The sequence below is a fragment of the Arthrobacter sp. Soil764 genome, assembly GCF_001428075.1.
Lineage (GTDB): Bacteria > Actinomycetota > Actinomycetes > Actinomycetales > Micrococcaceae > Arthrobacter.
Window position 1 is genome coordinate 111,587 of the sequence record NZ_LMSI01000006.1, and the last position, 22,413, is coordinate 133,999.

The 22,413-nt window shown below is 66.7% G+C and carries 21 protein-coding genes, 1 pseudogene and 1 riboswitch; of the genes and pseudogenes, 6 read left to right on the plus strand and 16 right to left on the minus strand.

Annotated features, from left to right (window positions below):
* Positions 1-2 precede the first annotated feature (2 nt).
* Both ASG86_RS20950 and ASG86_RS20955 read right to left on the minus strand, forming a co-directional pair.
* Positions 3-848: HNH endonuclease signature motif containing protein (locus tag ASG86_RS20950; RefSeq protein ID WP_235565109.1), on the minus strand; the 846-nt coding region annotated here is incomplete at its 5' end.
* A 1-nt stretch (position 849) separates the two neighbouring features.
* Positions 850-1,670, minus strand: a pseudogene (locus ASG86_RS20955) (DUF222 domain-containing protein); the annotation flags it as partial.
* Between the two features lie 139 nt (positions 1,671-1,809).
* On the opposite strand from ASG86_RS20955, the gene ASG86_RS05980 reads away from it, so the two are divergent.
* Entirely contained in the window at positions 1,810-2,127 is a 318-nt protein-coding gene (locus ASG86_RS05980; protein WP_056331550.1) for a DUF1905 domain-containing protein, read from the plus strand.
* On the opposite strand, the gene ASG86_RS05985 is transcribed toward ASG86_RS05980, so the two are convergent.
* From ASG86_RS05985 to ASG86_RS05995, 3 genes are read right to left on the minus strand one after another with little or no spacing between them, the layout of a single operon-like run.
* Positions 2,124-3,332: an O-succinylhomoserine sulfhydrylase gene (locus ASG86_RS05985; protein WP_056331552.1), complete on the minus strand. Its 1,209-nt coding sequence runs from the start codon at positions 3,330-3,332 to the stop codon at positions 2,124-2,126. The genes ASG86_RS05980 and ASG86_RS05985 overlap by 4 nt on opposite strands.
* On the minus strand, positions 3,333-3,743 hold the full coding sequence (locus ASG86_RS05990) for a rhodanese-like domain-containing protein (RefSeq protein WP_056331555.1): 411 nt from the start codon (positions 3,741-3,743) through the stop codon (positions 3,333-3,335).
* Positions 3,740-4,015: a DUF1737 domain-containing protein gene (locus ASG86_RS05995; RefSeq protein WP_056331557.1), complete on the minus strand. Its 276-nt coding sequence runs from the start codon at positions 4,013-4,015 to the stop codon at positions 3,740-3,742. The genes ASG86_RS05990 and ASG86_RS05995 overlap by 4 nt, the downstream gene beginning before the upstream one ends.
* Before the next feature lie 13 nt (positions 4,016-4,028).
* Positions 4,029-4,144, minus strand: a riboswitch (SAM riboswitch).
* 226 nt (positions 4,145-4,370) lie between these two features.
* On the opposite strand from ASG86_RS05995, the gene opgC reads away from it, so the two are divergent.
* Positions 4,371-6,836 carry an OpgC domain-containing protein gene (opgC, locus tag ASG86_RS06000; RefSeq protein ID WP_082566689.1) on the plus strand — a complete coding sequence of 822 codons (2,466 nt, stop codon included), beginning with the start codon at positions 4,371-4,373 and terminating at the stop codon, positions 6,834-6,836.
* 136 nt (positions 6,837-6,972) lie between these two features.
* On the opposite strand, the gene ASG86_RS06005 is transcribed toward opgC, so the two are convergent.
* Positions 6,973-7,227 (minus strand): hypothetical protein, encoded by a 255-nt coding sequence (locus tag ASG86_RS06005; protein WP_056331561.1) that lies wholly within the window; start codon positions 7,225-7,227, stop codon positions 6,973-6,975.
* A 220-nt stretch (positions 7,228-7,447) separates the two neighbouring features.
* Here ASG86_RS06005 and ASG86_RS06010 point away from each other — a divergent pair, with 220 nt between their 5' ends.
* A complete protein-coding gene (locus ASG86_RS06010) occupies positions 7,448-8,152 on the plus strand; it encodes a TetR/AcrR family transcriptional regulator C-terminal domain-containing protein (protein WP_056331563.1) in 705 nt (234 codons plus the stop codon).
* A gap of 38 nt (positions 8,153-8,190) precedes the next feature.
* Here ASG86_RS06010 and ASG86_RS06015 read toward each other — a convergent pair whose 3' ends face one another.
* Both ASG86_RS06015 and ASG86_RS06020 read right to left on the minus strand, forming a co-directional pair.
* Positions 8,191-8,655, minus strand: coding sequence for a pyridoxamine 5'-phosphate oxidase family protein (locus ASG86_RS06015; protein ID WP_056331565.1), 465 nt, complete (start codon positions 8,653-8,655; stop codon positions 8,191-8,193).
* Between the two features lie 59 nt (positions 8,656-8,714).
* On the minus strand, positions 8,715-9,644 hold the full coding sequence (locus tag ASG86_RS06020) for an aminodeoxychorismate lyase (RefSeq protein ID WP_056331567.1): 930 nt from the start codon (positions 9,642-9,644) through the stop codon (positions 8,715-8,717).
* 95 nt (positions 9,645-9,739) lie between these two features.
* On the opposite strand from ASG86_RS06020, the gene cls reads away from it, so the two are divergent.
* A complete protein-coding gene (gene cls / locus ASG86_RS06025) occupies positions 9,740-11,215 on the plus strand; it encodes a cardiolipin synthase (RefSeq protein ID WP_440152717.1) in 1,476 nt (491 codons plus the stop codon).
* Between the two features lie 59 nt (positions 11,216-11,274).
* On the opposite strand, the gene ASG86_RS06030 is transcribed toward cls, so the two are convergent.
* From ASG86_RS06030 to ASG86_RS06060, 7 genes are all read right to left on the minus strand, one after another.
* Positions 11,275-12,549, minus strand: coding sequence for a multidrug effflux MFS transporter (locus ASG86_RS06030; RefSeq protein WP_056331570.1), 1,275 nt, complete (start codon positions 12,547-12,549; stop codon positions 11,275-11,277).
* A 154-nt stretch (positions 12,550-12,703) separates the two neighbouring features.
* Positions 12,704-14,770, minus strand: coding sequence for an aminodeoxychorismate synthase component I (gene pabB, locus ASG86_RS06035; RefSeq protein WP_056331572.1), 2,067 nt, complete (start codon positions 14,768-14,770; stop codon positions 12,704-12,706).
* 33 nt (positions 14,771-14,803) lie between these two features.
* A complete protein-coding gene (locus tag ASG86_RS06040) occupies positions 14,804-15,355 on the minus strand; it encodes a DUF2231 domain-containing protein (RefSeq protein WP_056331574.1) in 552 nt (183 codons plus the stop codon).
* A gap of 59 nt (positions 15,356-15,414) precedes the next feature.
* The gene (locus tag ASG86_RS06045) at positions 15,415-15,948 is read right to left on the minus strand and encodes a low molecular weight protein-tyrosine-phosphatase (RefSeq protein WP_056331575.1); all 534 of its coding nucleotides are present in this window, start codon (positions 15,946-15,948) and stop codon (positions 15,415-15,417) included.
* 135 nt (positions 15,949-16,083) lie between these two features.
* Complete coding sequence (locus ASG86_RS06050) at positions 16,084-16,707, minus strand: LysE family transporter (RefSeq protein ID WP_056331577.1); 624 nt, start codon at positions 16,705-16,707, stop codon at positions 16,084-16,086.
* Between the two features lie 58 nt (positions 16,708-16,765).
* The gene (locus tag ASG86_RS06055) at positions 16,766-17,584 is read right to left on the minus strand and encodes a methyltransferase domain-containing protein (RefSeq protein ID WP_056331579.1); all 819 of its coding nucleotides are present in this window, start codon (positions 17,582-17,584) and stop codon (positions 16,766-16,768) included.
* A gap of 29 nt (positions 17,585-17,613) precedes the next feature.
* Entirely contained in the window at positions 17,614-18,123 is a 510-nt protein-coding gene (locus tag ASG86_RS06060) for a MarR family winged helix-turn-helix transcriptional regulator (RefSeq protein ID WP_056331631.1), read from the minus strand.
* Positions 18,124-18,307: 184 nt separating this feature from the next.
* Here ASG86_RS06060 and ASG86_RS06065 point away from each other — a divergent pair, with 184 nt between their 5' ends.
* On the plus strand, positions 18,308-20,509 hold the full coding sequence (locus ASG86_RS06065) for an MMPL family transporter (RefSeq protein WP_056331580.1): 2,202 nt from the start codon (positions 18,308-18,310) through the stop codon (positions 20,507-20,509).
* A 26-nt stretch (positions 20,510-20,535) separates the two neighbouring features.
* Here ASG86_RS06065 and ASG86_RS06070 read toward each other — a convergent pair whose 3' ends face one another.
* On the minus strand, positions 20,536-21,465 hold the full coding sequence (locus ASG86_RS06070; RefSeq protein ID WP_056331582.1) for an NAD-dependent epimerase/dehydratase family protein: 930 nt from the start codon (positions 21,463-21,465) through the stop codon (positions 20,536-20,538).
* A 126-nt stretch (positions 21,466-21,591) separates the two neighbouring features.
* Here ASG86_RS06070 and ASG86_RS06075 point away from each other — a divergent pair, with 126 nt between their 5' ends.
* Positions 21,592-22,344, plus strand: coding sequence for a TetR/AcrR family transcriptional regulator (locus tag ASG86_RS06075; RefSeq protein ID WP_056331584.1), 753 nt, complete (start codon positions 21,592-21,594; stop codon positions 22,342-22,344).
* Positions 22,345-22,413 lie beyond the last annotated feature (69 nt).

Below are 22,413 nucleotides of genomic sequence, written 5' to 3' on the forward strand. Positions count from 1 at the left end.
TTCTAGGCAGAGAGGAACTCCAGAAGTGCTTCCTCCAGCAGGCTTCGTTGTCCCGGCATGATGCCCGGTGGCCAGTGGGTTGGTGCGGTGTTGGGGTGTTCGGGTTTGTAGTGGCGGCCGGTTGGTGAGGTCCATCCGGGCGGTCCGTTGTGGGTGGCGGGGTCGGGGATCCATGGCCGTGCGTGTTTGAGGCGGTGATGTTTGGGGCAGAGCTGCGCCAGGTCGCGGACGTCTGTTCGGCCGCCGTGTTCCCAGGCGGTGAGGTGGTCGGTGTCGTTGTCCGGGGTGTGGTTGCTGCAGCCGGGGAAGGTGCATTTGCCGTCCCGCATCCGGATCCACTGTTTGATGGTCTCGGGGAGGCGGTACCGTTGGCGGCCGATCTCCAGTGGCGCCCCGTCGCGGGGGTCGACCAGGACCCGGTAGAACGATTCCGCCCCGTCCGGGACGAGTTTGCGTGCCATGGACGCCGGGATGGGGCCGAAACCGTCCAGCACCGCGGGTTCGTCCGTCTGGCCGAGGAGGGAGAACACCGGGACCATGACCAGCACGTCGGCACGCGGAGTGGGAACTCTCCCGATTTCCGTAGTGGCTCCCAGACCGGCCGTGTCGGAGACGCTGTCTGCACCGGGCGCGCTCCCGGGACCCTGGGCGGTATCAGTAGCGGCTGCCTCAGCCGGGACGCTCCCGGAACGTGCGGCGGCGTAAGCGGCATTGGTGGTGTCTCTGTTAGCAGGCGTTCCGGTGCCGAGGAGTAGTGATGCGGCGATGTCGGGGCGGAGTTGGGTGATGGTGCGGGGTTCGTTGGGGCCTTGGAGGCCGCGGGCGGTGGCGGTGGTGCGGTTCCAGATNAGTAGTGATGCGGCGATGTCGGGGCGGAGTTGGGTGATGGTGCGGGGTTCGTTGGGGCCTTGGAGGCCGCGGGCGGTGGCGGTGGTGCGGTTCCAGATCGCACAGGCGGTGTCGCCGGGGAGGTGGAGCGAGATCCAGGCCATGCCGTCCCGGTCCGGGGTGTATTCCATCCGCCGGTCCGCGACACCCTTGGTGTGGCGTTTCTCCAGGGTTTCGGGGTGGTGGCGTTCCCGCCAGGAACGGATCTTGGTGCGGAACCGGGAGGGCACGAGTTCACCGGGGGCGGCGCCGCGGGGAGGGTTGGGTGCATCAGGGTCGAAGAAGTGCGCCACGAGGGCGGCGGCGCCGTCCAGGGTGAGGCCCTCGGTTTCGTCGGCAACAATTCTCGCGTGCTGCCAGGACAGGACACCGGCGGCCAAAGCCTCCAGGACGGGCGGGAGGGTACACACCCGCCGGGACTGCTCCACGAACGCCCCGGCAGCGCCTGAACTGACGGTCAGGACCCCCGCGATCTCTTCCACCACTGACATCTCCGCGAACGTGCGCTCCCGCACCGGCGCGTCCGGGGCAAGCATCGCGTGCTGGAACCCCACGCACTCCACCGCGTCGCGGGCTTCCACGGCCGCCAGCTGTGCCTTTAGGCGGCGCGTCACTTCCAGCCGTTCCAGCCGGAGCTCGTACCGCCGCTGCAACACATCCACACCGGCACCAACACCAACCCCGGCCGCCAGGAAAGCATCCTCACAGTCCAGCGCATCGAGGGCAGCAACAGAGGAGTGAACGCCCTCCAAAACCACCTCAACACCTGCGCCAATTCCCATACGAACATCATCCAGCGGGGGTCCGACATTCTGAGGGCAGGAAGTTCGCAGACCGGAAAGACCTTTAGGTTGTAGCCGGCTCATAGCCACATCGGCGAAATCTGTGGCACCTGCGGGGGCGGCGTGCCATACTCGGCGCGTGACGCCGTCGTATTCCTTCAAAGCCGAACTGTGGCTGTACCCGGGCGAAGCCGGCTGGCACTTCCTGACCCTGCCGGCAGAGGTGGCGGACGATGTCCGCGCCCTAACGGCAGGGGCCAGCAAGGCATTCGGCTCCGTCAAAGTCCAGGCCGAGGTGGACGGCCATTCGTGGCAGACGTCGCTGTTCCGCGACAGCAAAAGCGCGTCGTACCTGCTGCCCGTCAAAAAGGATGTCAGGGACAAGGCGCACCTCAAGGACGGAGACGGCGTGCAAGTCCACCTGGAAGTCCGGACGGACCATTCCCCGCCCGGCTAGATCTGCTTCAGTGCCTGTTCCAGGTCGCCGATCAGGTCGTCAACATCCTCAAGACCCACGGAAAGCCGGACCACACCGTCAGTGAGGCCAATGGCGGCACGACCCTCCGGGCCCATCGCGCGGTGCGTTGTGGTGGCGGGGTGCGTGATCAGGGACTTGGAATCGCCGAGGTTGTTGGAGATGTCTATGATCCGCAGCCCGTCCAGCAGTGCGAAGGCCGCTTCCTTGCCGGAGCGCCCACCGGAGGAGGCGAGCTCAAGGGTGAGGACGGTACCGCCGGCGCTCATCTGCCTTGCGGCCAGCTCATACTGCGGGTGGGACGTAAGCAGCGGATACTTCACCCAGCTCACGGCAGGCTGTTGCTCCAGCCACTCCGCGAGCCGCAGGGCGGTGGCAGAGGAATGGCTTACCCGCAGGCTCATGGTCTCCAGGCCCTTGGTCAGGACCCAGGCGTTGAACGCGGAGAGCGCCGGCCCGGTATGGCGCATCAGCTGCTTCACCGGGCCATCGATGAACTCTTTGGTGCCCAGGATGGCGCCGCCCATCACCCTGCCCTGCCCGTCGATGTGCTTGGTGCCCGAGTAGACGATGACGTCCGCGCCGAGGTCTCCGCAGCGCTGCAGCAGGGGAGTGGCAAAGACGTTGTCCGCCACCACGGTGGCCCCGGCAGCATGCGCAAGTTCGCTGACCGCGGCGATGTCCACGATCTCCTGCATGGGGTTGGACGGGGATTCGAAGAAGACGGCGGTGGTGGGCTGGGAGAGGGCCTCGCGCCACTGGTCCAGGTCCGGACCATCCACGAAGACGGTCTCCACGCCCCACCGCGGGAGGATCTCGTTCAGAATCACAAAGCAGGAACCGAAGAGCGAACGGGCGGCCACCACCCGGTCCCCCGCTGCCAGCAGGGCACCCAGGGCGGTGAACACCGCGGACATGCCCGACGCCGTCGCAAAGCATGCTTCGGTGCCTTCCAGCAGCCTGAGCCGCTCCTGGAAAGTGGCAACGGACGGGTTGCCGTAGCGGGAGTAGACAAAGCGCTCGTCTTCGCCGGTGAAGGCACGTTCAGCTGCTGCGGCGGATTCGTAGACGAAGCCGGAATTCAGGAAGATGGCCTCGGACGTTTCCTGGAAGTTGGTGCGGTCCAGCCCGCCGCGGACAGCCTGGGTGTCGGGGCTCCAGCCGGGGGCGTCTTGGTTGAAGCTCACTTAGTTCTTTCCGAGGTTGGTAGGCAGGCCGCGGTTCTTCCAGCCGTTGACGGTGCGTTCACCGTAGCGGTCCGGCTCGCCTTCAAAGCCTTCCAGCACGTTGTAGGAGATGAAGCCGGCCTGCGTGGCGGCGGTGGCAGCCGCAACGGAACGGGCGCCGGACCGGCACAGGAACACCAGTTCAGCGGACGGGTCCTCCGGCGCCTGCTCCTTGAGGTCCTTGACGAAGTCGGGGTTGGGGATGCCGCCGGGGAAGGTCCACTGGATGAAGAGGGGATCGTTGTCCGTGGCCTTCGTGTCCGGGATGCCGATGTGGGCCCATTCGCCCTCGGTGCGGACGTCCACCAGGACGGCGCCCTGTTGCAGCTTTTCCCATGCCTCATGGGGCGTGAGATCTCCCGCGTAGCTCATGCGTGGCCCTCGCCGTCGAACTCGCCCTCAAAGTCTGCGTCCAGCTGATCCACTGCGGTGGCCACCGCTGCGTCTGCGGAGGCGATCGCTGCCGGAAGGACCACTGCCTGCGCCACGATGACGCTGGTCCCGTTGAAGGTTGCCGCCGGGCTGCCGTGCAGCACGTAGCCCTCGGCCAGGGCGGCAGAAATTCGCTCGCAGAATTCACGGTTGTCCGGGCCACTGATCAGGCGGTAGGACAGTTTCTCTTCAGGGGCGGGTGCGTCAGACACGACGGATCTCCTTCTTTCACGCTTGCAGCTCGAATCGGTCGATATGCCGAGTATTCACCTGAGGCACCCCGCCGCGAAAGGGAGGGTTGCCGACCGGCCAGTCAGGGCTTCACACCGGTACTCATTACTCCCCAAAAACGTAACACCTGCCGCGCCAGGCCGCACCGCCGCCGTCGTCATGTTCCGTAATTGAGCTGGGCCGAGGGAAGTTGCAGTGCCTAAGGACAGTCCGACGACGGACATCGCCGCAGGTGGGCGGCCCGCCGCGCACAGTCTGCAGCCGCCGGGCCGATAAAGTTCTTACCGGGGCGCCGCAGGCGTCATCAGGGCAACGAGTACCGGGGGTCTTCGCAGCATGCGGCCAGTCACTTCGCACCACCACGCCGCGACGCGCCGGAACCGCCGGCAGCCGATTGGCGCGCTTCTGGCAGCGGCCCTCATGGGGCTCATGGTCCTGTTGGCGGCTCCTCCCGCGCATGCGGCGGAGGCTGAACCCGAGAAGGGGAAGCCCTGGCTCGGTGCGGTGCTCGAGTGGGGCGAGGACACTGCCGCAGGATTCAGCGGCAGGCTTGGCGCCGGCCCGGCCGTCTTCGGCCACGACATCACTATTCCGTACCGCGATTCTGAACGGAATGACATCGATGGTTTCCTTCAGCAGGCCGGGGCTGAAGGTGCCCACGCCCTGCTCACGGTGAAGCCGGCGGTGCCGCTGGACCAGCTCGGCGCCCCGGAGGCAGAAGCGTTCGCCCAGCAGGTGCGCGGCCTCGCCGCCGGATTCAAGGGGCAGCTGCTGGTCCGGTTTGCCCCGGACATGAACACAAGCTGGGTGGCATGGGGCCAACAACCTGCCGCCTACCGTGAGGCCTTCCAAACGGTTGCGGCAGCGTTCAGGAAGTACGACGGCGGCCGGGCCGCCATGGTGTGGGCGCCTTACCTGGGCAAGGACTACCCCTTCGACCGGAACCGGAATGCGCCGCAGCCGGGAAGCGAAGGCTTTTCCGTCCTGGACACGAACGGTGACGGTGCCTGGGACGGAAAAGACAGCGCCTACGCGCCCTTCTACCCGGGCGATGACGCCGTGGACTGGGTGGGGCTGGCTGCTTATCACGATGACACCGCCGGTGGTGCCGCCGCCAACACCCTGCCGCGGGCCGGCGAACTCCAGGAGATGCTGACGGACTCCGGCAGCGAAAACTTCTACGGCACCTACTCCGAGGGGCACAATAAGCCTTTCCTCCTCCAGACCGCGGCCTTCTACAGCCCTGCCTCCGGCGGGGCGTCCGAGGCGGACATCAAAACGGGCTGGTGGGACCAGGTGGTAACCACTGCCACGTCCCCCGGGTTTGCCGCGACTGCCGCAGTGGTCTGGGACGAGCGCACCAGCACCAGGGATACCGGCGTGGCAAGCATCAGTTGGCTGCTTACCGGCCACCCGGATATTGCCAAAGCGGCACTGGAGAGACTTAAGGAATCTCCGATGGTCACGGGTCCGCTCACCGGCGTTGCCTCCGGAATCACGTACGACCGGAGCAACACCCTCTCCGGGGCTGCCGCCTGGACTGTCGCTGCCGCCATGGTGATTCTCCTGGTGGCCTTGTGGCAGATTCCCCGCCGGATCAACGCTGCCACGGCCTGGAGCTACCGGGATCCCTCCACCCGGGATTCGCGGGTGGATCTGCTGCGCGGAGTGGCCATCGTCTTTGTGGTGGTGAACCACCTGGGCATGGCTTCGCTGTTCCAACTGCTTACCCAGGAGGCAGTGGGCTTCGTGTCCGGCGCGGAACTTTTCGTCCTGTTCTCCGGCCTGGTGGTGGGCATGGTGTACGGGCCCAAGGCCAGGGAGGACTTCGGGCGGGTGGTGGACCTCACCACCCGCCGCGCAGGCAAGCTCTACCTGACGGCACTTGCTGTGCTGATCGGCGTCTTCCTCCTGTCCCTGCTCCCGTTCTTCAATACCGAGACCCTGACCACATTCGTTGACCAGGGAACCGGTGGAGCCGGGCATACCGGAACCGGCCGGTCTTATGACCTGTACGCAGGCATGTCATCGCTGTTCCAGTTCCCCGTCCCGCCCCAGGTGCTGCCGGCCATCGTGCTGCTGCAGTTCGGGCCCTGGCAGTTCAACGTCATGGGACTCTACGTGGTGCTTTTGCTGGCCAGCCCGCTGATCCTCGCGGCGCTGAACCGCGGCCAGGCCATCTGGGTTCTGGCTGCGACGCTCGTCCTGTATGCGGTGGGGGCCGTGACCCGGTTCCGGATCCTGCCCTCCCAGTTCGAGGACTCCTTCCCGCTGCTGGTGTGGCAGGTGCTGTTCGTGCTCGGGCTGGTGGCGGGGTACCACCGGCGCAGCATTACGGCATGGCTGTCCCGGCACGCCTGGGCGGTGGTTGCCTGCACCGCGGTGGCGTTCGCGCTGGCCTTCCTGTCCTGGGGCAACCCTTACCTGGCCAACAACTATGACGTCCGGCTGGCGCTCCTGCCGGACGCCTCTTACCGGGCCATGTACGACGCCTTCTTCTCCCGGACATACCTGGCCCCGGGCCGCCTGCTCAACGTCCTGGTCCTGGTGGTGGCGGCCTACGCGTTCCTCAGCGCCTACTGGAAACCGGTGGAGCGGGCCCTGGGCTGGTTCCTGGTTCCGCTGGGCCGCGCCACGCTCTACGTGTTCATCATGCACGTGGTGCTGATCGCCGTCGTGGCCAATATTCCGGCGCTGCAGCAGCAAAGCATCTTCCTCAACACGGCGGCCTACGCCGTGGTCCTGGCGCTGCTCTGGGCAATGGTACGCACCAGGTTCCTGTTCCGGATCATCCCTACCTAGTTCCACTCCGGCCCAGCCCAGGCCCCCGCTATGCTGCCACGTCAAGGCGGGCATGAAAAATGCTGCGGCACGGTGTGCCACAGCATTTGATCAGTACCACTCGTTGTCAGGTGGCCGTTGTAAAGCCCTGGAGGTCTTAGACCAGCCCGGGGTAGCTGGTGAGGATGTAGTCCGCAGCGGCAGGACCCTTCATGCGAAGGCCGTTGCGGCGCGGCGAAATCCTCTGCTTCATGGCTGCCCAGAAGCTGTCCTCGTTGCCGGGCGGCTGCTGGTTGATGAAGCACCAGCTGGTGTACAGCCCGTAGAGGCGGTCGCGGTCCAGGCTGGAACCCGAGGCCTGGTCGGGGTAGGTGGCTTCGTTGAGGAAAATATCGAACTGCGAATGTGCCATGACGGCCCCCTTCGCTAAGTGCTCGGCGCCGCCGTTCGGCTACAGCAGCAAAACCCGATGCCCTGCACGTGGCCATCGGATTTATAGGTTGAGTCCCCCTGGAATGCAGTGGGCCTCAGCGTTGTCAGCGCCTGTCTACGCTGTAGACTGTACCCGTAGACTACAAGTGACGCAACCGTCTCGATTTATTCGGGACCACCTCCACCGCTAGGACAACATCATGGATTCCCCGCGTGCTTCCGGCCGCACACCTGCCAAGGCAAGGTTGAGCAGGGAAACCGTGCTGGCCAAGGCCCTCGAACTGGTTGACGCCGAAGGGCTGGACGCGCTGACCATGCGGCGCCTGGGGCAGGAGCTTGGCCGGGACCCCATGAGCCTCTACCGCTACGCCGATAACCGCGCTGCGCTCCTGGACGGGGTTTCAGAGTTGGTCCTTGACCAGCTCCCGATTCATCCCGAGGATCCGGACTGGAAAGCCCAGCTGCGGAACATCGCCCACGACCTCCGGATGCTGGCGCTCGAGCACCCCAACGTGGTCCCCCTGCTGGTGACCCGGCCCCTGTCCACGCCGCTGGGACTGCGGCCGCTGGGCACCCTACGGCCGCTGGAACAGATCCTGACACTGCTGGCGTCCGCAGGATTCGAACCGGCGGATGCGCTCCATGTCTACCGTGCCTATTACGGCTTCCTCTACGGGCACATCCTGAACGAACTTCAGGAGTACGTGGTGGACCCGGAAGAGAACGAAGTGCTGCTGCGCCTTGGGCTCCACCGCTTGCCCGCCAAGGAATTCCCCCGGCTGCGGGCTCTGGCGCCGGCCTTGTCAGAGTACGACGGCGCCAGGGAGCTTGACCAGGGACTCACCATCCTGCTGTCCGGGCTGGAGGCGCAGCTTTCGCGGCAGGTGGCAGGTTCCAGAGCGTGAAAGTGCCGCCGCCGAGAGGTGAAGCCGTAGGAGCGGCGCTATTCGAATGACGCCCGGCGCCGGTCCTGGACGCGGGTGTTCCAGACGTCCGGCCGGTTCACCTGGAACCTGCGCCCGGTCAGTGCCTTGGCGTTCAGCCTGACGTAGTTTGCCTTTTCGCCGGGCTGCCACGGTTCCAGGCCCAGGCCGTCCACCGCATCCTTGACGGCCTGGTCCTCGACGATTTCCGTATCGCCCCGCACCACCACGCTCCAGGCCAGTTCGGTGGCGGGATCGTAGCCGTCGATTTCCAGTGCGGCGGGCCTTTCCATCCTGGCGCCCCAGAGCTTGGACCCGGGCGCCGTGCGGAACAGGATGCTGCGCAGATGGACAACGTAGTTCACGGGAAAGATCTCCGGATGCCCGTCCACCACAATGGCCAGCCTGCCCACGATGTCATTGGCAAGGAGATCCCAGCAGTCGTCAAAGGACAAATTCTCGATCGGCAGCTTTTGCGAGTCCATGGTGCACACCTTACGGGTGAAGCGGGGACGGGAAAAGGGCAGGCCCGGCCTGTCGGGGGCTATTGGATGCCCGCGAAGAGCCGGTTCAATTCGGTGGTCAGTTCCTTTTGGACGGACGGGGTGCCGATCTCGTTGCCGTCTATCCGGTTCACGGGCGCCAGCAGGCGGACGCTGGAGATCAACCAGACGGCGTCGGCGTCCAGGAGGTCCCGGGGTTCCAGGGGGCCATAGCCCAGTTCCCAGCCTGCCGCCTTGGCTGCAGCGAAGAGGGCGCCCTGGGAGGTTCCGGGCAGGATGCCGCTGTCCAGCTGCGGGGTGATGAGGCGTTTGACTGTTGTGCCGTCGTCGGACTTTTCCACATGGGCCAGCAGCACCGTGGACGTGGGCCCTTCCAGGACGCGACCATCGGATGACGTGAAGATGACGTCGTCGGCGCCCTGTTTGTGTGCGTGGCGCAGTGCCGCCATGTTGACGGCGTAGGAGAGCGTCTTGGCACCCAGGAGCAGCCAGGGGGCCCGTTCGGCCACGTCACTGTCGTAGCCCCGGTCAAGGAGGATGACATCGATGCCCGTTTCGCGCTGCCGGCGGCCGACAGCACCGGCCGGGGAGGCCTGGACCCACGCGGTGGGAGTGGTGGCGCCCTCCGCGCCGCGGGTCACCACCAGTTTGACCACCAGTTCATCTGCCGAAGGGTCTGCCGGCACGTTCTCCGACCAGTGCCGGGCCACGGCAGCGGCAATGGCACGCCGCCAGGCGTCCTGGTCCGGGATGTCCAGGTCCAGCGCCGTTGCCGAACCGGCAAGCCGATCAAGGTGCGCCTGCATTTTCCGCACCGTCCCACCGACTGCCAGCATGGTTTCGAAGACGCCGTCGCCGCGCGTGACGCCAAGGTCGGTGACCAGCAGCTGGGGCTTGGAGGCGTCGGCCACCCTGCCGTCGGGGAAAGCAGGGTCAAGGAAAACGAGAACCACGGGGGCTGGAGAGCTCATGGCACCAGCTTAGTGCGGTGCCGCGGATAAGCTGGGCAGAGTGCCCCGGGCGAAAACCGTCCTCCGGGAGCCCAATTTCCCCGGGAGTTATTGACGTGTTGTGGCCTTTTTCGCTTGCCGGCACCGCGCCGACATGGGTTGTGGTGCTCCTGGGCTTCGCCGACCTTGTCATCAGGGTCCTGGCGCTGGGTATCATCCCCGGGAACAGGCGGCCCACCACCGCCATGGCCTGGCTGCTGGGGATCTTCTTCATCCCGTTCGTGGGCATTGTGCTGTTCCTGCTGTTCGGGAACTTCCAGCTCTCCAGCCGCCGCCGCGCACAGCAGCAGCAGGTCAATGACCGGGTGCGGGCCGGCATCACCGCCCTCGCGGATGCCGAAAGTGACTATCCGGGGCCTGAGTGGGTGAAGTCCGCGGCTGAGCTCAACCGCACCCTGGGTTCGCTGCCCATGGTGGACAACAATTCCGTCGAGCTCATCCCCGGCTACCCGGACTCCATCCTGGACATGACGAACGCCGTTCGGAAGGCGAAGAAATTCGTCAATGCCGAGTTCTACATCATGAGCTCGGACCACATCACCAACGACCTGCTCACCGCACTGGAGGAAGCCGCCGAACGAGGCGTGGAAGTCCGGCTCCTCTTCGACCACATCGGAACGTTGCGGATCAAGGGCTACCGGAAGCTGCTCAAGCGGCTCAAGGCCGGCAAGATCCAGTGGAAGCGGATGCTGCCGCTGCTGCCCATTCACGGCCAGTGGCGCCGGCCGGACCTGCGGAACCACCGCAAGATCCTGGTGGTGGACGGCGAAGTCGCGTTCACGGGCTCTCAGAACCTGATCGAGCCCTCCTACAACAACCCGCGGCACCGCAAGGCAGGCCGCGAATGGGTGGAGCTGATGGCGTGCCTGCGCGGCCCCATCGTGACCACCCTGAATGTCGTCTTCGCCACCGACTGGCTGACCGAGACCGACGAATCCCTGGAACACCAGCTGCAGCTCCCGTCGAACCCCGAACCCGGCAACGTCACGGCCCAGGTGGTGCCCAGCGGTCCCGGCTTCATCACCGAAAACAACCTCCGGCTCTTCAACACGCTCATCTACTCCGCGCAGCACCGGATCTCCATCTGCAGCCCCTACTTCGTTCCGGACGATTCACTGCTCTACGCCATCACCACTGCGGCCCAGCGCGGCGTGGACGTGGAGCTGTTCGTGTCCGAGAAGGGCGACCAGTTCCTGGTCCACCACGCCCAGCGGTCCTACTATGAGGCGCTCCTTGAAGCCGGCGTGCGGATCTACCTGTACAAGGCGCCGTTCGTGCTGCATGCCAAGCACTTCACCATCGACGACGAAGTGGCCGTCCTGGGCTCCAGCAACATGGACATGCGGTCGTTCTCGCTGAACCTGGAGGTGTCGGTCATGCTCTTGGGCGAGGACATCGTGAACAAGATGCGGGCGGTGGAGGATACCTACCGGGACATTTCACATGAACTGAAGCTGGCGGACTGGCTCAACAGGCCGCTCGCCGCACGTTATGTGGACAACGTGGCCCGGCTGACGGCCACAGTCCAATAGGTACGGTCCAGTAAGCACTGTTCAATAAACACGTTCCAACAAGCCGGCTCCGCAACGAACTATTCGTCCGCGCCCACCCGCTGGCCGTCGTCGCGCCCGGCATGCTCTGCCCAGCCGCCCTTCCGGTAAGCGGGAGTCCCCAGGGCAAGCACCGTCACCGCCAGGGCGCAGCTGCCGATCATGACGCCGGCCATCGACCACGAATTCCCGCCCAGGATCCCCACCAGGGGACTCACCAGGCCGGCTACCCCCGACTGCAGGGCGCCGATGACCGCCGCCGCCGTTCCCGCCATGTGCCCGTAGTTGTGCAGGGCCAGTACGGAGGCGTTTGCCGGGACCATTCCCTGGGCTGACAGGACCAGCCACAGGGCGGCCACCAGGCCAAACACGCCACCGGCACCCGTGGCCACCACCACCAGCAGCAGCAGGGCAAGGCACAACTGGACCACGAGGGCGGTGCGCAGCAGGCGGGCCGGCGGGAACTTCCGGACCAGGGCGGCATTGAGCTGGGCGGAAAGGACCAGCGCGGCGCCGTTAAGGGCAAAGACCAGGGCGAACTGCTGGGCGGTGAGGCCGTATTCGTTCTGGAAGACAAAGGGTGATCCCACCACGTAGCTCATGATCAGGGCGAGCCCCAGCCCCGGGATGACCGCCAGTGCCATGAAATGCCTGTCCCGCAGGAGCGACCAGTAGGCACCGGCCACATGCCGCGGGTGGCCCGGGCTGCGGTTGTCCTCCGGCAGCGTCTCCGGCATGAACCGCCAGACGATGGCCACCAGGACCACCCCGATCAGTGCCAGGGCGTAGAAGACGGCCCGCCAGTTCCAGGCGCCGGCGATCGCCTGGCCCACGGTGGGCGCCAGGAGCGGCGCTACGCCAATCACCAGCATCAGCCGGGAGAGCAGCTGGGCGGCGGCGGACCCAACGAAGCGGTCGCGGATGACGGCGAGTGCCACCACGGCGGCGGCCGCGTTGAAGAAGCCCTGTAGAACGCGCAGCCCGGTCAGGGTTTCGATGTTCGGCGTCAGGGAGCACAGCAGCGAGATGGCCACGTGCAGCGAGATCCCGATCATCAGCGGCAGCCTTCGCCCGAACCGGTCCGAGAACGGGCCGATTACCAGCTGGCCGACGCCGGCCCCCACGAGGGTTCCGGACAGTGTCAATTGGGCGGCGGTCTGGGTGGTGTGGAGATCGGTTTCCACGGCAGGCAGCGAAGGCAGGTACATGTCCGTGGTGATGGCAGGAAGGGCAGCCAGGGCGCCAAGCATGAGGATGTACTTAACGCTCCGCGGTGCCTGCTTGCTGTTGTTGTGGGGGAGGGGCGGGTCCGTCACGCGGCAAACCTCACTCGTGGGCGCTTGGGTATTCCGCCGCATTGCTTGAGCGGTTCAGCTGACGCTCAGGTCCCTACCCGCGGTGGTGTCCTCCTAAACCGTTTTCCCGGGTGTGGCGGCAGGGCAACCCTGCGGCCGGCCCGGGCTGGACGGGTCAGTCGTCGGGAAACTCCGCACCCAGCGTGGAGAGGACCCCGTAGGCCTTGGTCCGGATTTCCTCATACTCGTCGTCGGCATCGGAATCCGAGGTGATGGCACCGCCGACGCCGAGCGAGAGTTCCGCCGTTCCGTCGCCGGCCGCATTGATCACCAAGGTCCGGATGGCGACGGCGAGGTCCGCCGCGGCGTTGAGCGAGAAGTAGCCGACGGCTCCCGAATAGACACCCCTGGGCCCGGCCTCCAGCTGGTCGAGGATGGCCATGGTGCTGATCTTGGGGGCGCCGGTCATGGAGCCGGCAGGGAAGCAGGCTGCCACCGCCTCTGCCCGCGGCGCCCCGGGGAGGAGGTTGGCATCGATGGTGCTGACCATCTGGTGGACGGTGGCGTAGCTCTCGATGGCGCAGAGCCGGCTGACCGTGACGGAGCCTGGTTCGGCGAAGTGGCTGAGGTCGTTGCGCAGCAGGTCCACGATCATGATGTTCTCGGCCCGGTCCTTCAAGGAGGTGGCCAGGTCTGTGCGCAGCCGGCTGTCCTCCTGCGGGTCGGCAGCCCGGCGCCGGGTGCCCTTGATGGGCTCGGCGCGCATGCCGCCGTCGGACCCTATCTTGAGGAACCGCTCCGGCGAGGTGCTGGCCACGGCAAGGTCTCCCAGCCGGAGGTAGCTGGCGAAGGGGGCCGGGTTCCGGCGGCGGAGCGCCAGGTACGTGGCCCACGGATCCAGGGCGCCGGCGTGGACCCGGGCTTCCAACGTGGTGGTCAGGCACACCTCGTAGGTATTTCCCTGGGCGATCTGATGCTGGGCGGCGGCGATCTTCTCCCGGTACCGTTCGCCCGTGTCCCGGCTGCGGAAAGCGGGCGGCGCAGGGGGTACGACGCCGGTGCTGCCGCCGGCTTCCACCGTTGGGCCAGCGGCGGCTTCCACGGCTGACCGGGCATGGGCCAGCCAATCATCCGCGTCCGGTGCCTCGAGCGCCAGAAGCCAGGCGGAACCCTCGGCATGGTCCAGGACCACTGCCCTGCCCGCGAAGATCAAGGCAGCATCCGGGGTGGGTGCGGAAAGATCGCTGCCGCCGGTTTCGCGCTTCAGTTCGTACCCCAGGAAGCCCAGCCAGCCCAGCGTGAATTCACCGGGGTAGCCCTCCGGGGTCCGCACCGCGCGGCGGCCCCAGACCGTGTCCAGCCAGCGGAAGAAGGGGCCGGGGACGCTGACAGTGGACGAGCCTGCGCTGATCCGGCTCACACCCCCGCGGTGCGTGACGCACTGGCCGAACGTGCCGTCGTCGTCCGCCATGATGCTGAAACGGCTGCGCTCTGCCGCCGTTCGTTGTGAGGGCTCCCCGCCGCCAGGTTCCGTGCCCGCGTTGGAGGAGTCCAGCCACACGGCATTCGCGGAGCGGCCGTACAGCGACTGGAACAGGGCCGGCGCATCCGGGACGGCCTCCATGCGCTGGGCCTGAAGGCGGAGGCCGCGGCGGGCCGACAGTTCGGGGGCGAGGACCGGAGCCAGGGCGGGCAGGTAGGGGAGCAGCTGCAAAAGCTCCGCCGGGGCTGCGCCGTCGGCGAGGTTCCGGACGCGAAGGTCCGCGTGGCCGGGCACATTGTCGCGGCCCAGCCATTCCTCCTCCTGCGCGGCCCACAGGTCCCAGTACGGTTCATACGTTGCGCCGTCGCGGTCCAGTGCCCGGGTCCGCCGCACATCATCGGGGGATTCCGCCCAGATCACCGCGTCCAGCATGGGACGGGCCGCCTCCGCGGCAGCCCCTACCCCCTCCACGATGACGATCTCCGCAGGAAGCGTCACCCGTGCGTCACCGTCGTAGTGGTTCTCCCAGTCCCAGCTGGTCCAGGAGGCCGCCTGGCCTCGGCTGAGCGGGGTGAGGACGGTGGAGATATAACGCTCGACGCCGGCAGCCAGTCCGTCCCAGCCAGGGTAGATGTCCTCAAGGTGGAACAACGAGACCTTGTGGTGGGCGCGGAGCCGGGCCGCCAGCTCGACGGCGAGGGTGGTCTTCCCTGCGCCGGAGCGCCCGTCGATGGCGATAATGACGGGGGCTGGGCTCATGGACTAGAGCGTACCGTTTTCCTCCGCTCGCTTTCATCCACGTGGTACGCCCTGCCCGGAGGCGTGCCGCCCGCTGCTCAGGTGCCCGCCCAGGAACCCGCTCACCAGCAGCAGCACTGCTCCCGCACGCGCCAGCACCACGCCCAGCTGATGCCGTCCGCGTGACCGGGCAGCCCAGGACGCACCATAGACAATGGTTGCGGCGGCGTTGGCGGCAGCATGCACGACGCCTACGCGCTTCAGGGCACGGTCCTTGCCGGACCACGTGGCCCACCCGGACAGGGCCGTGGGCACCGCGGCCACAACGCCGAGGCCTACCAGGCGCCGCGCCGCACGTCGGGAACCCTCGTCCTCGAAGAAGTCCAGGAAGACCGCCGACCACCAGGTGCCAAAGGGGGCGTCGGTGAGGATGACGTGCAGCGGGATGCCCGTGGTGTCCCCGCGGATGATTGACGGGATTTTGCGCCCCGACATCAGGCGGGACGCCAGTGGCTCGGCCGCAGTGACGGCAGCGTCCAAAGGTTGTGCTCTCTCGAGCTTCCCAAGGAGCCTGGTGTAACTACCGGGATTGGATGCGGCCTGCATGCAGCACAAAATACTCCTACTGCCAGGGGATTGCACCGCTTTTTCCGGGTCCGCCGGCCCTAGTGCGGCTGAAGCTGGGTGTTGTGCAGGACCGCGGACTTGATGTGCTGCACAAGGCCTGGCAGTGCTGCATGGATCTGGTGCCAGACGGCATCGAAATCCGTATGGCCGCCGTACCAGGGATCCTCGATGCCCAGGTCCAGCCGGTCACGTTCGGCCATGGTGGGATCGAAACTGCGGAGCATCCGGATCTTCTCCAGGGATTCCTGGTCCGGCGCCGCCTCGCTGAGCCAGGCGTAGTGGTCGATGTCCAGGGCCAGGATCAGGTCGCGCTCGCGGAACCAGCCAGGCTCCCACTCCCGGGCTACGTGGTGTTCGGAGGCGAGTTGGGTCGCGGCGAGCCGGCGGGCGGCGCGGGGATCGATGGGCCGGCCTGCCTCGTAGCCGGTAATGCCTGCGGAGTCCACCTCCACCAGGCGGTCAAGGCCCTCGCGTTCAAGCGCTGCCTTGAGCATCAGCTCAGCCATGGGGGACCGGCAGATGTTGCCCGTGCAGACGGTGATGACGCGATATGCGCTCGACGCTGAGTTCATGCCCCTAAGCATGCGCGCTTCCAATCACTCTTGGCTAGCGGCCTGTTCACAAAGCTTTACGGGTTTGTAAAGATGCATTACTAACGCCGGAATGGGTACGGGTCACGTTGGTGCCCTCCTTGGAAAGCCCCTTTTTCAGTGGATCAGGGCCAGCAGGATACCCACACCCACGAACAGCACACCGAACACCCTGCTGAGGACCATCTGGCCCCGCTCGGTGTTGGTAAACCGTTGAAACGATCTCGCGGCTGCGGCAAAGAAGAACCACATCACCAGGATGTCGATGACCACAATCGTGGCCGTCAGCACGGCGTACTGGGTGAACAGTGGTTGATCGGGCCGGATGAACTGGGGAGTGAAGGCCAGGAAGAACACAATCGCCTTCGGGTTCAGGAGGTTGACCCAGAACCCGCGCCGGAAGATGGACCACGCGGGTTCGTTGCGAAGGGTGGCGGCCTGCTCCTGGGCCACCGTGGGCTTGCTCAGGAACTGGCGGATTCCCAGGTACACCAGGTAGGCCGCGCCCGCGTAGCGGATCACGTTGAAGGCAAGGGGTGAACTGGCCACCAGGACGCCGACGCCCAGGGCCACGATCAGCACGTGCACCACCAGCGCTGCCTGCTGCCCCAGGATTCCCCAGATGGAGCGGCGGAAGCCCGCGTTCAGCGAGTTGCTCATGGTGTTGATGGCCCCGGCGCCGGGGGTGAAGCTGATCAGGGCGCCGGCGCCCGCAAGGGCCAGCCAGAGAGAGAATTGCACCAACCAAGTTTAGTGCCCTTGCTGCCAGAGGGTTGCCACCCCATATGGCGTATCGCTCTCAGGCCCTGGCGATGACCTCGCCGTTCGGGATCAGGAACCAGCCGTCGTCGGTGGAGCCCCAGCGGTGCCAGCCGGCAGAAATTCTGGCAAGGTCGGCCGGGTTGGCGAACCCGTACTCCAGCGCCTGTTCCGCGAAGGCCGAGTGCAGCACCCGCTCACCCCAGACGCGCGCTTGCCAGCGGCGCTGCTGAGCTGTGGCGTAAAGCCAGTTGCTGCTGCTTGGGGCGACGTCGCTGAATCCCGCGGCCTGTGCCCAGCTGACCAGCCGCCGCCCGGCGTCGGGCTCTGCTCCGTTCCGTCGCGCAATCCGCTGGTACAGGTCCATCCACTCGTCCAGCTCCGGAATGGCGGGGTACCAGCTCATGCCGTGGAAGTCGGCGTCGCGTACTGCCACGATGCCGCCGGGTTTGGCCACCCGCCTCATCTCACGCAGGGCCTCGACGGGGTCGGTGAGGTGCTGGAGCACCTGGTGGGCATGGACGACGTCGAACGTTTCGTCGGCGAAGTCGAGGTCATAGATATTGCCGGCCACGAATTCGACGTTGGGTACTTCCCGCTCGACGGCGAGGGCCTGGGCCTGGGCAATGATGTCCGGTGACCGGTCCAGGCCCGTGACCTTCCCGGGGCTGACCAGGGCGGCGAAGTCGCAGGTGATGGTACCGGGGCCGCAGCCCACGTCCAGCAGTGTCGAGCCGGGAGTGAGGTGCGGAAGGACGAACGCCGCGGAATTTTCGGCGGTCCTGGCGGCATGGGCGCGGACCACGGATTCGTGGTGGCCGTGCGTGTAAACGTCGTCTTCGGGCTGCTGGGCACTCATAACCAAACGCTACCCCCTCGGCCGGGAAGCTATTCGGATTCGCCGCGGGCCGCCACCGTGGCTTCCACCATCGCCGTCATGAAGCGCGTGACGGTTTCCAGCTCCGCTTCTGAAAAGGCGGCCATGGCAATGCCCATATGCTGCGCCAGGGGAGCGAAGACGGCCCCGCCTTCCTGGAACGCCTTGGGAGTCATCTTCAGCTGGACCTGGCGCCGGTCCGCGCTGTTCCGTTCGCGAACGATGTGCCCCGACTTGTCCAGCCGATCGATCAGGGCGGTGGTGGCCGGGGAACTCAGGTTCAGCTCCTTGCGCAGGACCCCGGGAGTCACCACGCTTCCGGCGGCCGTGTGGCGCATGATGACGGCCAGGGCATTCATGTCCGTGCGGTGCATGTCCTTCCGGCCGCCGGCAACATCCACGTAGCGGTTGGCCTCCATGGTGAACTCCTGGAGAAGGCGCAGCAGCGGGCCTCCGGGCGGACCTCCGGGCGCGCCGGCGAGCGGACCCGGGGCCGCATCAGGCGAAGTTTTCCCTGCCATGTCCACCTCCCTGCATTCCTTGTTCCACGCGAACGTTTCTATCCGGCCGTACTGACGGATATTACTGCAGGTCCCGCTTACGTCTTCAGCAGCTGAAAAAAGCTTGGCAGCCACTTATGTCTATCATGGAGATAATCTATGCTGGAACAAATACTACTCCACCCGCTTATTGATGGAAGGCGCCATGAACCGCACAAAAGTTGCCAAGGAGCGAGTCCCTTTCTGGCTGCGCTGGCTGGTCCCTGTCGTCCTGGTGCTGACCTGGCTGGGACTGGCCGGGGTTGGCGGCCCCACATTCGGCCGGCTGGAGGAGGTGTCCTCCAACGACCAGGCGTCGTTCCTGCCCGCCAGCGCCGAGGCCACCGAGGCCCAGGACTGGCAGGCAAAGTTCCGTGACTCGGACGAGGTTCCGGGCATTATCGTCATCGAGAAGAACGAGGCTTTCACGCCGGCGCAGCTGGGGGAACTGGCCACGCTCAAGACCAGCCTTGAAGAGCTCAAGCTGGGTAGTACGGTGATCGGCCCGATTCCATCCGAGGACGCCAAGGCAGTCCAGTTCGTGGTCCCGGTCGGATCCTCCGTTGAAGTTAAGGACGCGGTCAAGGAACTCCGGGAAACGGTGACGGAAGCAGCACCGCAGGGCGCGCAGACCTTCGTGACCGGCCCAGCCGGCCTCGCGGCAGACCTCACCGCAGCCTTCGGCGGCATTGACGGCATCCTCCTGCTGGTTGCCCTGTCCGCCGTGTTCGTGATCCTCCTCGTTGTCTACCGGTCCCTCCTGCTGCCCATCATGGTGCTGCTGACATCCGTGTTTGCCCTGTGCGCGGCTATCCTGCTGGTGTTCGGCATGGCCAAGGCCGGCTGGATCCAACTCAACGGCCAAAGCCAGGGCATCCTCTCCATCCTGGTGATCGGCGCGGCCACGGACTACGCCCTGCTGTTCGTGGCTCGCTTCCGGGAAGCGCTCACCCACACCACCAACCGCACGGCCGCCGTCCTCACCGCATGGAAGGCCTCCTTCGAGCCCATCCTGGCCTCCGGCGCCACCGTGATCATCGCGCTGCTGTGCCTGCTCTTCTCCGACCTGAACTCCAACAAGGCCCTGGGCCCCGTGGCTGCCGCAGGCATCCTCTGTGCCCTGTTCGCCGCGCTGACCCTGCTGCCCGCGCTGATGGCCCTGCTGGGCCGGGCCGCCTTCTGGCCGTTCCGCCCCAAGCTCCTCCCTGCAGACCAGCGCGAACCCGAGCTGGTCACGGGCCTGGAAGGGCAGAAGGGGCTGTGGCGTGCCACCGGTTCGCTCGTGGCACGGCGGCCCAGGACGGTCTGGGTGGCCTCGGTCCTCCTGCTGCTGGTTGCGGCAGGCGGCCTGTTCCAGCTCAAGGCCAACGGCGTGCCGCAGACCGACGTCATCCTCACCGCCTCCAACGCCGTTGACGGCCAGGACGCGCTGGCCCGCCACTTCGACGCCGGCAGCGGCAGCCCCGCCGTCGTGATTGCCGACCAGGCCAAGGCGGCCGAGGTGCTGGACCGCGTGAAAGCGGACGACGGCGTGGGCGAGGCTTACCTGCTGGGCCCGGGCAGTGTGCCCATCACCGGAGCCCCCGGAGCTCCCAGCGCCCCGGACGTCCGGGAGGGAAGGGTGATCATCAACGCCACCCTCAACGACGCTGCCGACTCGCTGGAGGCGGAGGAAACCGTCAAGGCCCTGCGCACCGGGGTGAAGGCCGTTGACCCCGGGGCCCTGGTGGGCGGCGTCACCGCCACCGCACTCGACACCAACACCACCGCCCAGCATGACCTGGTGGTCATCATCCCCGTGGTCCTGGTGGTGATCCTCTTCATCCTGATGCTGCTGCTGCGCTCCATCGTGGCGCCGGTCCTGCTGGTGCTCTCCGTGGTGCTTTCCTACGCGGCGGCGCTTGGCGTGTCGGCCTTCGTCTTCAACAACATCTTTGGCTTCCCCGGCGCCGATGCCACAGTGCCGCTGTTCGGCTTCGTGTTCCTGGTGGCCCTGGGCGTGGACTACAACATCTTCCTGATGAGCCGGGTCCGGGAGGAATCCCTCAAGCACGGCACCCGGCCCGGCATCCTCCGCGGCCTGGTGGTGACCGGCGGTGTCATCACCTCCGCAGGCGTGGTGCTCGCCGCCACGTTCGCGGCGCTGGGCGTCATTCCCATCATGTTCCTGGTCCAGCTGGCGTTCATTGTGGCGTTCGGCGTGCTGCTGGACACCGTCCTGGTGCGTTCGCTGCTGGTGCCTGCCCTGGCCTACGACATCGGACCGAAGATCTGGTGGCCCAGCAAGCTGGGACGCACGGACGGCCCGAGCGCTGTGCGGCCGCGGGAGCCCGGCGTCGAACCCCTGGAAGAGGTTCCCAGCCGCTAACACCGGGCCCCTCGCCACCCGGAGCACTAACCCTGCTGCCGCCACCAGTCCACGGTGGCGGCAGCAGCCGTTTCCAGCGGGGTGGGGCTGACGTCCAGGGCTGCCTGCGACGCGGCCGAGTCCATGATGAACGGCCGCTCGAACTGGTACAGCATCTCGGCCAGTTCGCGGGCATCGGCCGAAAAAAGGCCTGCCGCCCGGAGCGTCCAGCCGGGCAGGACACGCACTCTGGGAGCGGGCCGCCCCGCCGCTGCGGCGAAGGCGTGGGCAAGTTCCGTCTGGGTGAGCGCCGGCCCTGTGGGTGCGTGCCACACGGCGTTCCAGGCGGAGGGCCTGTCCGCCGCGGCGATCATTGCCCTGGTCAGGTCCGGGCCGTACGTGAACGAGTGCGGCTGGCGGGAGCTGCCGATGACGCTGACATTCTTCCCCGCCAGGATCGGCACCACCATGCGCTCGCCGCCGTGCGCCATCCGGACGCGGGGCCCAAAGAAGTCGCCCGCCACCACGCTCACGGCAGGAGCGGCTGCGGCCGCACGGGCCCGAAGCAGGTCAGTCCGCACCCCGCGCTTGCCGCCGGCAGCCCGGCGCGGGCTTCCCTCCGTCATCACGCGGTCCGGCGCCGAGTAGGAGTAGAGGCTTTCGGGGAAGACGACGACGGCGGCTGCTTCGTGTGCGGCGGCCAGGACTGCCTGCTCGGCGGCGGGCAGTTCCGCTTGCCATGCCGAGGCGGTGTAGGCCGACCCGTGGATACAGTGGAAGACGGCCTTGGCGCCGGCAAAGGCAGTGCGCAGGATGTCCGGATCCTTTGCATCCCCGGCAATGCGCTCAATCAGCGGGTGCCGGGGTCCGCTGCCCGAAGGGGTCAGGACGCGCACCTGCCGCCCCAGGTCTGCCAACTGTTCGGCCACCGTCCAACCCACCGGGCCCGCGCCCGTCACTGCATACACATCTGCCATTTGTCCTCCTCATTCCAGTCTTCCGAGAGCAGTGCTCTCAGAATCAGCATGGGGGTGCGCGGTGCCGAAGTCAAGAGCAGTGCTCTCTTTTGATTCCCGCGCTCTCGGTTGTGGCATGCTGGACCGGTGACTGAAGTTCAGGAAACAGCAGCCGGCCTTGACCGCCCGCTCACGCCCCGGCAGCGGGCAAGGACGCAGACCATCGCGGACATTGTCCGACTGGGCCGGCAGCACCTGGCAACGCACGGCGCGGCCGCGCTCTCCCTGCGGGCGGTGGCGAGGGACCTGGGGGTGGTGTCCTCGGCCGTCTACCGTTACGTGGAGAGCCGCGACGAGCTGCTGACGCTGTTGCTGATCGACGCCTTCGGCGAGCTTGGGGACGAAGTGGACGCCGCCGTCGCCCAGGCCCCGGAAGTGGACCATAGTGCCCGCTTCCTGGCGCTGGGCAGGGCTGTCCGGGAATGGGCCCTGCGCGAGCCCGCCAGCTACGCACTTCTTTTCGGCAGCCCCGTTCCCGGCTACAACGCCCCGGCGGAACGCACCACTGGCCCCGGAACGAGGGTCATCGTCAGCCTTATCGCTATCCTGGACGCGGCTTCCCGGGCCGGCCAGTTGTCACTTCCGGCCGACGGCTCCCCGCAACTGCCGCCAACTCTTGCCGCCGACCTGGCCGCCATCCGTGCGGAGTACGGTCTGGACCTCCCTGAGGAGCTCGTGGCACGGGGTGTCCTGGTGTGGAGTTCCCTCTTCGGCGCGGTCAGCTTTGAGGTGTTCAACCAGTATGGGCCGAACACGTTCAAGGCTCCCGCGGAGCTCTTCGACCATCACCTCGCCGTGCTGGCAGGCGTCGCCGGACTGCCGGTCCGGGCCTCCCGATAAGTGCCGGCGAAGCCCTGTTGATGCGCCCGGGCCGTCGATAGACTGCCAGTGCGCCCGCATGGACGCGGA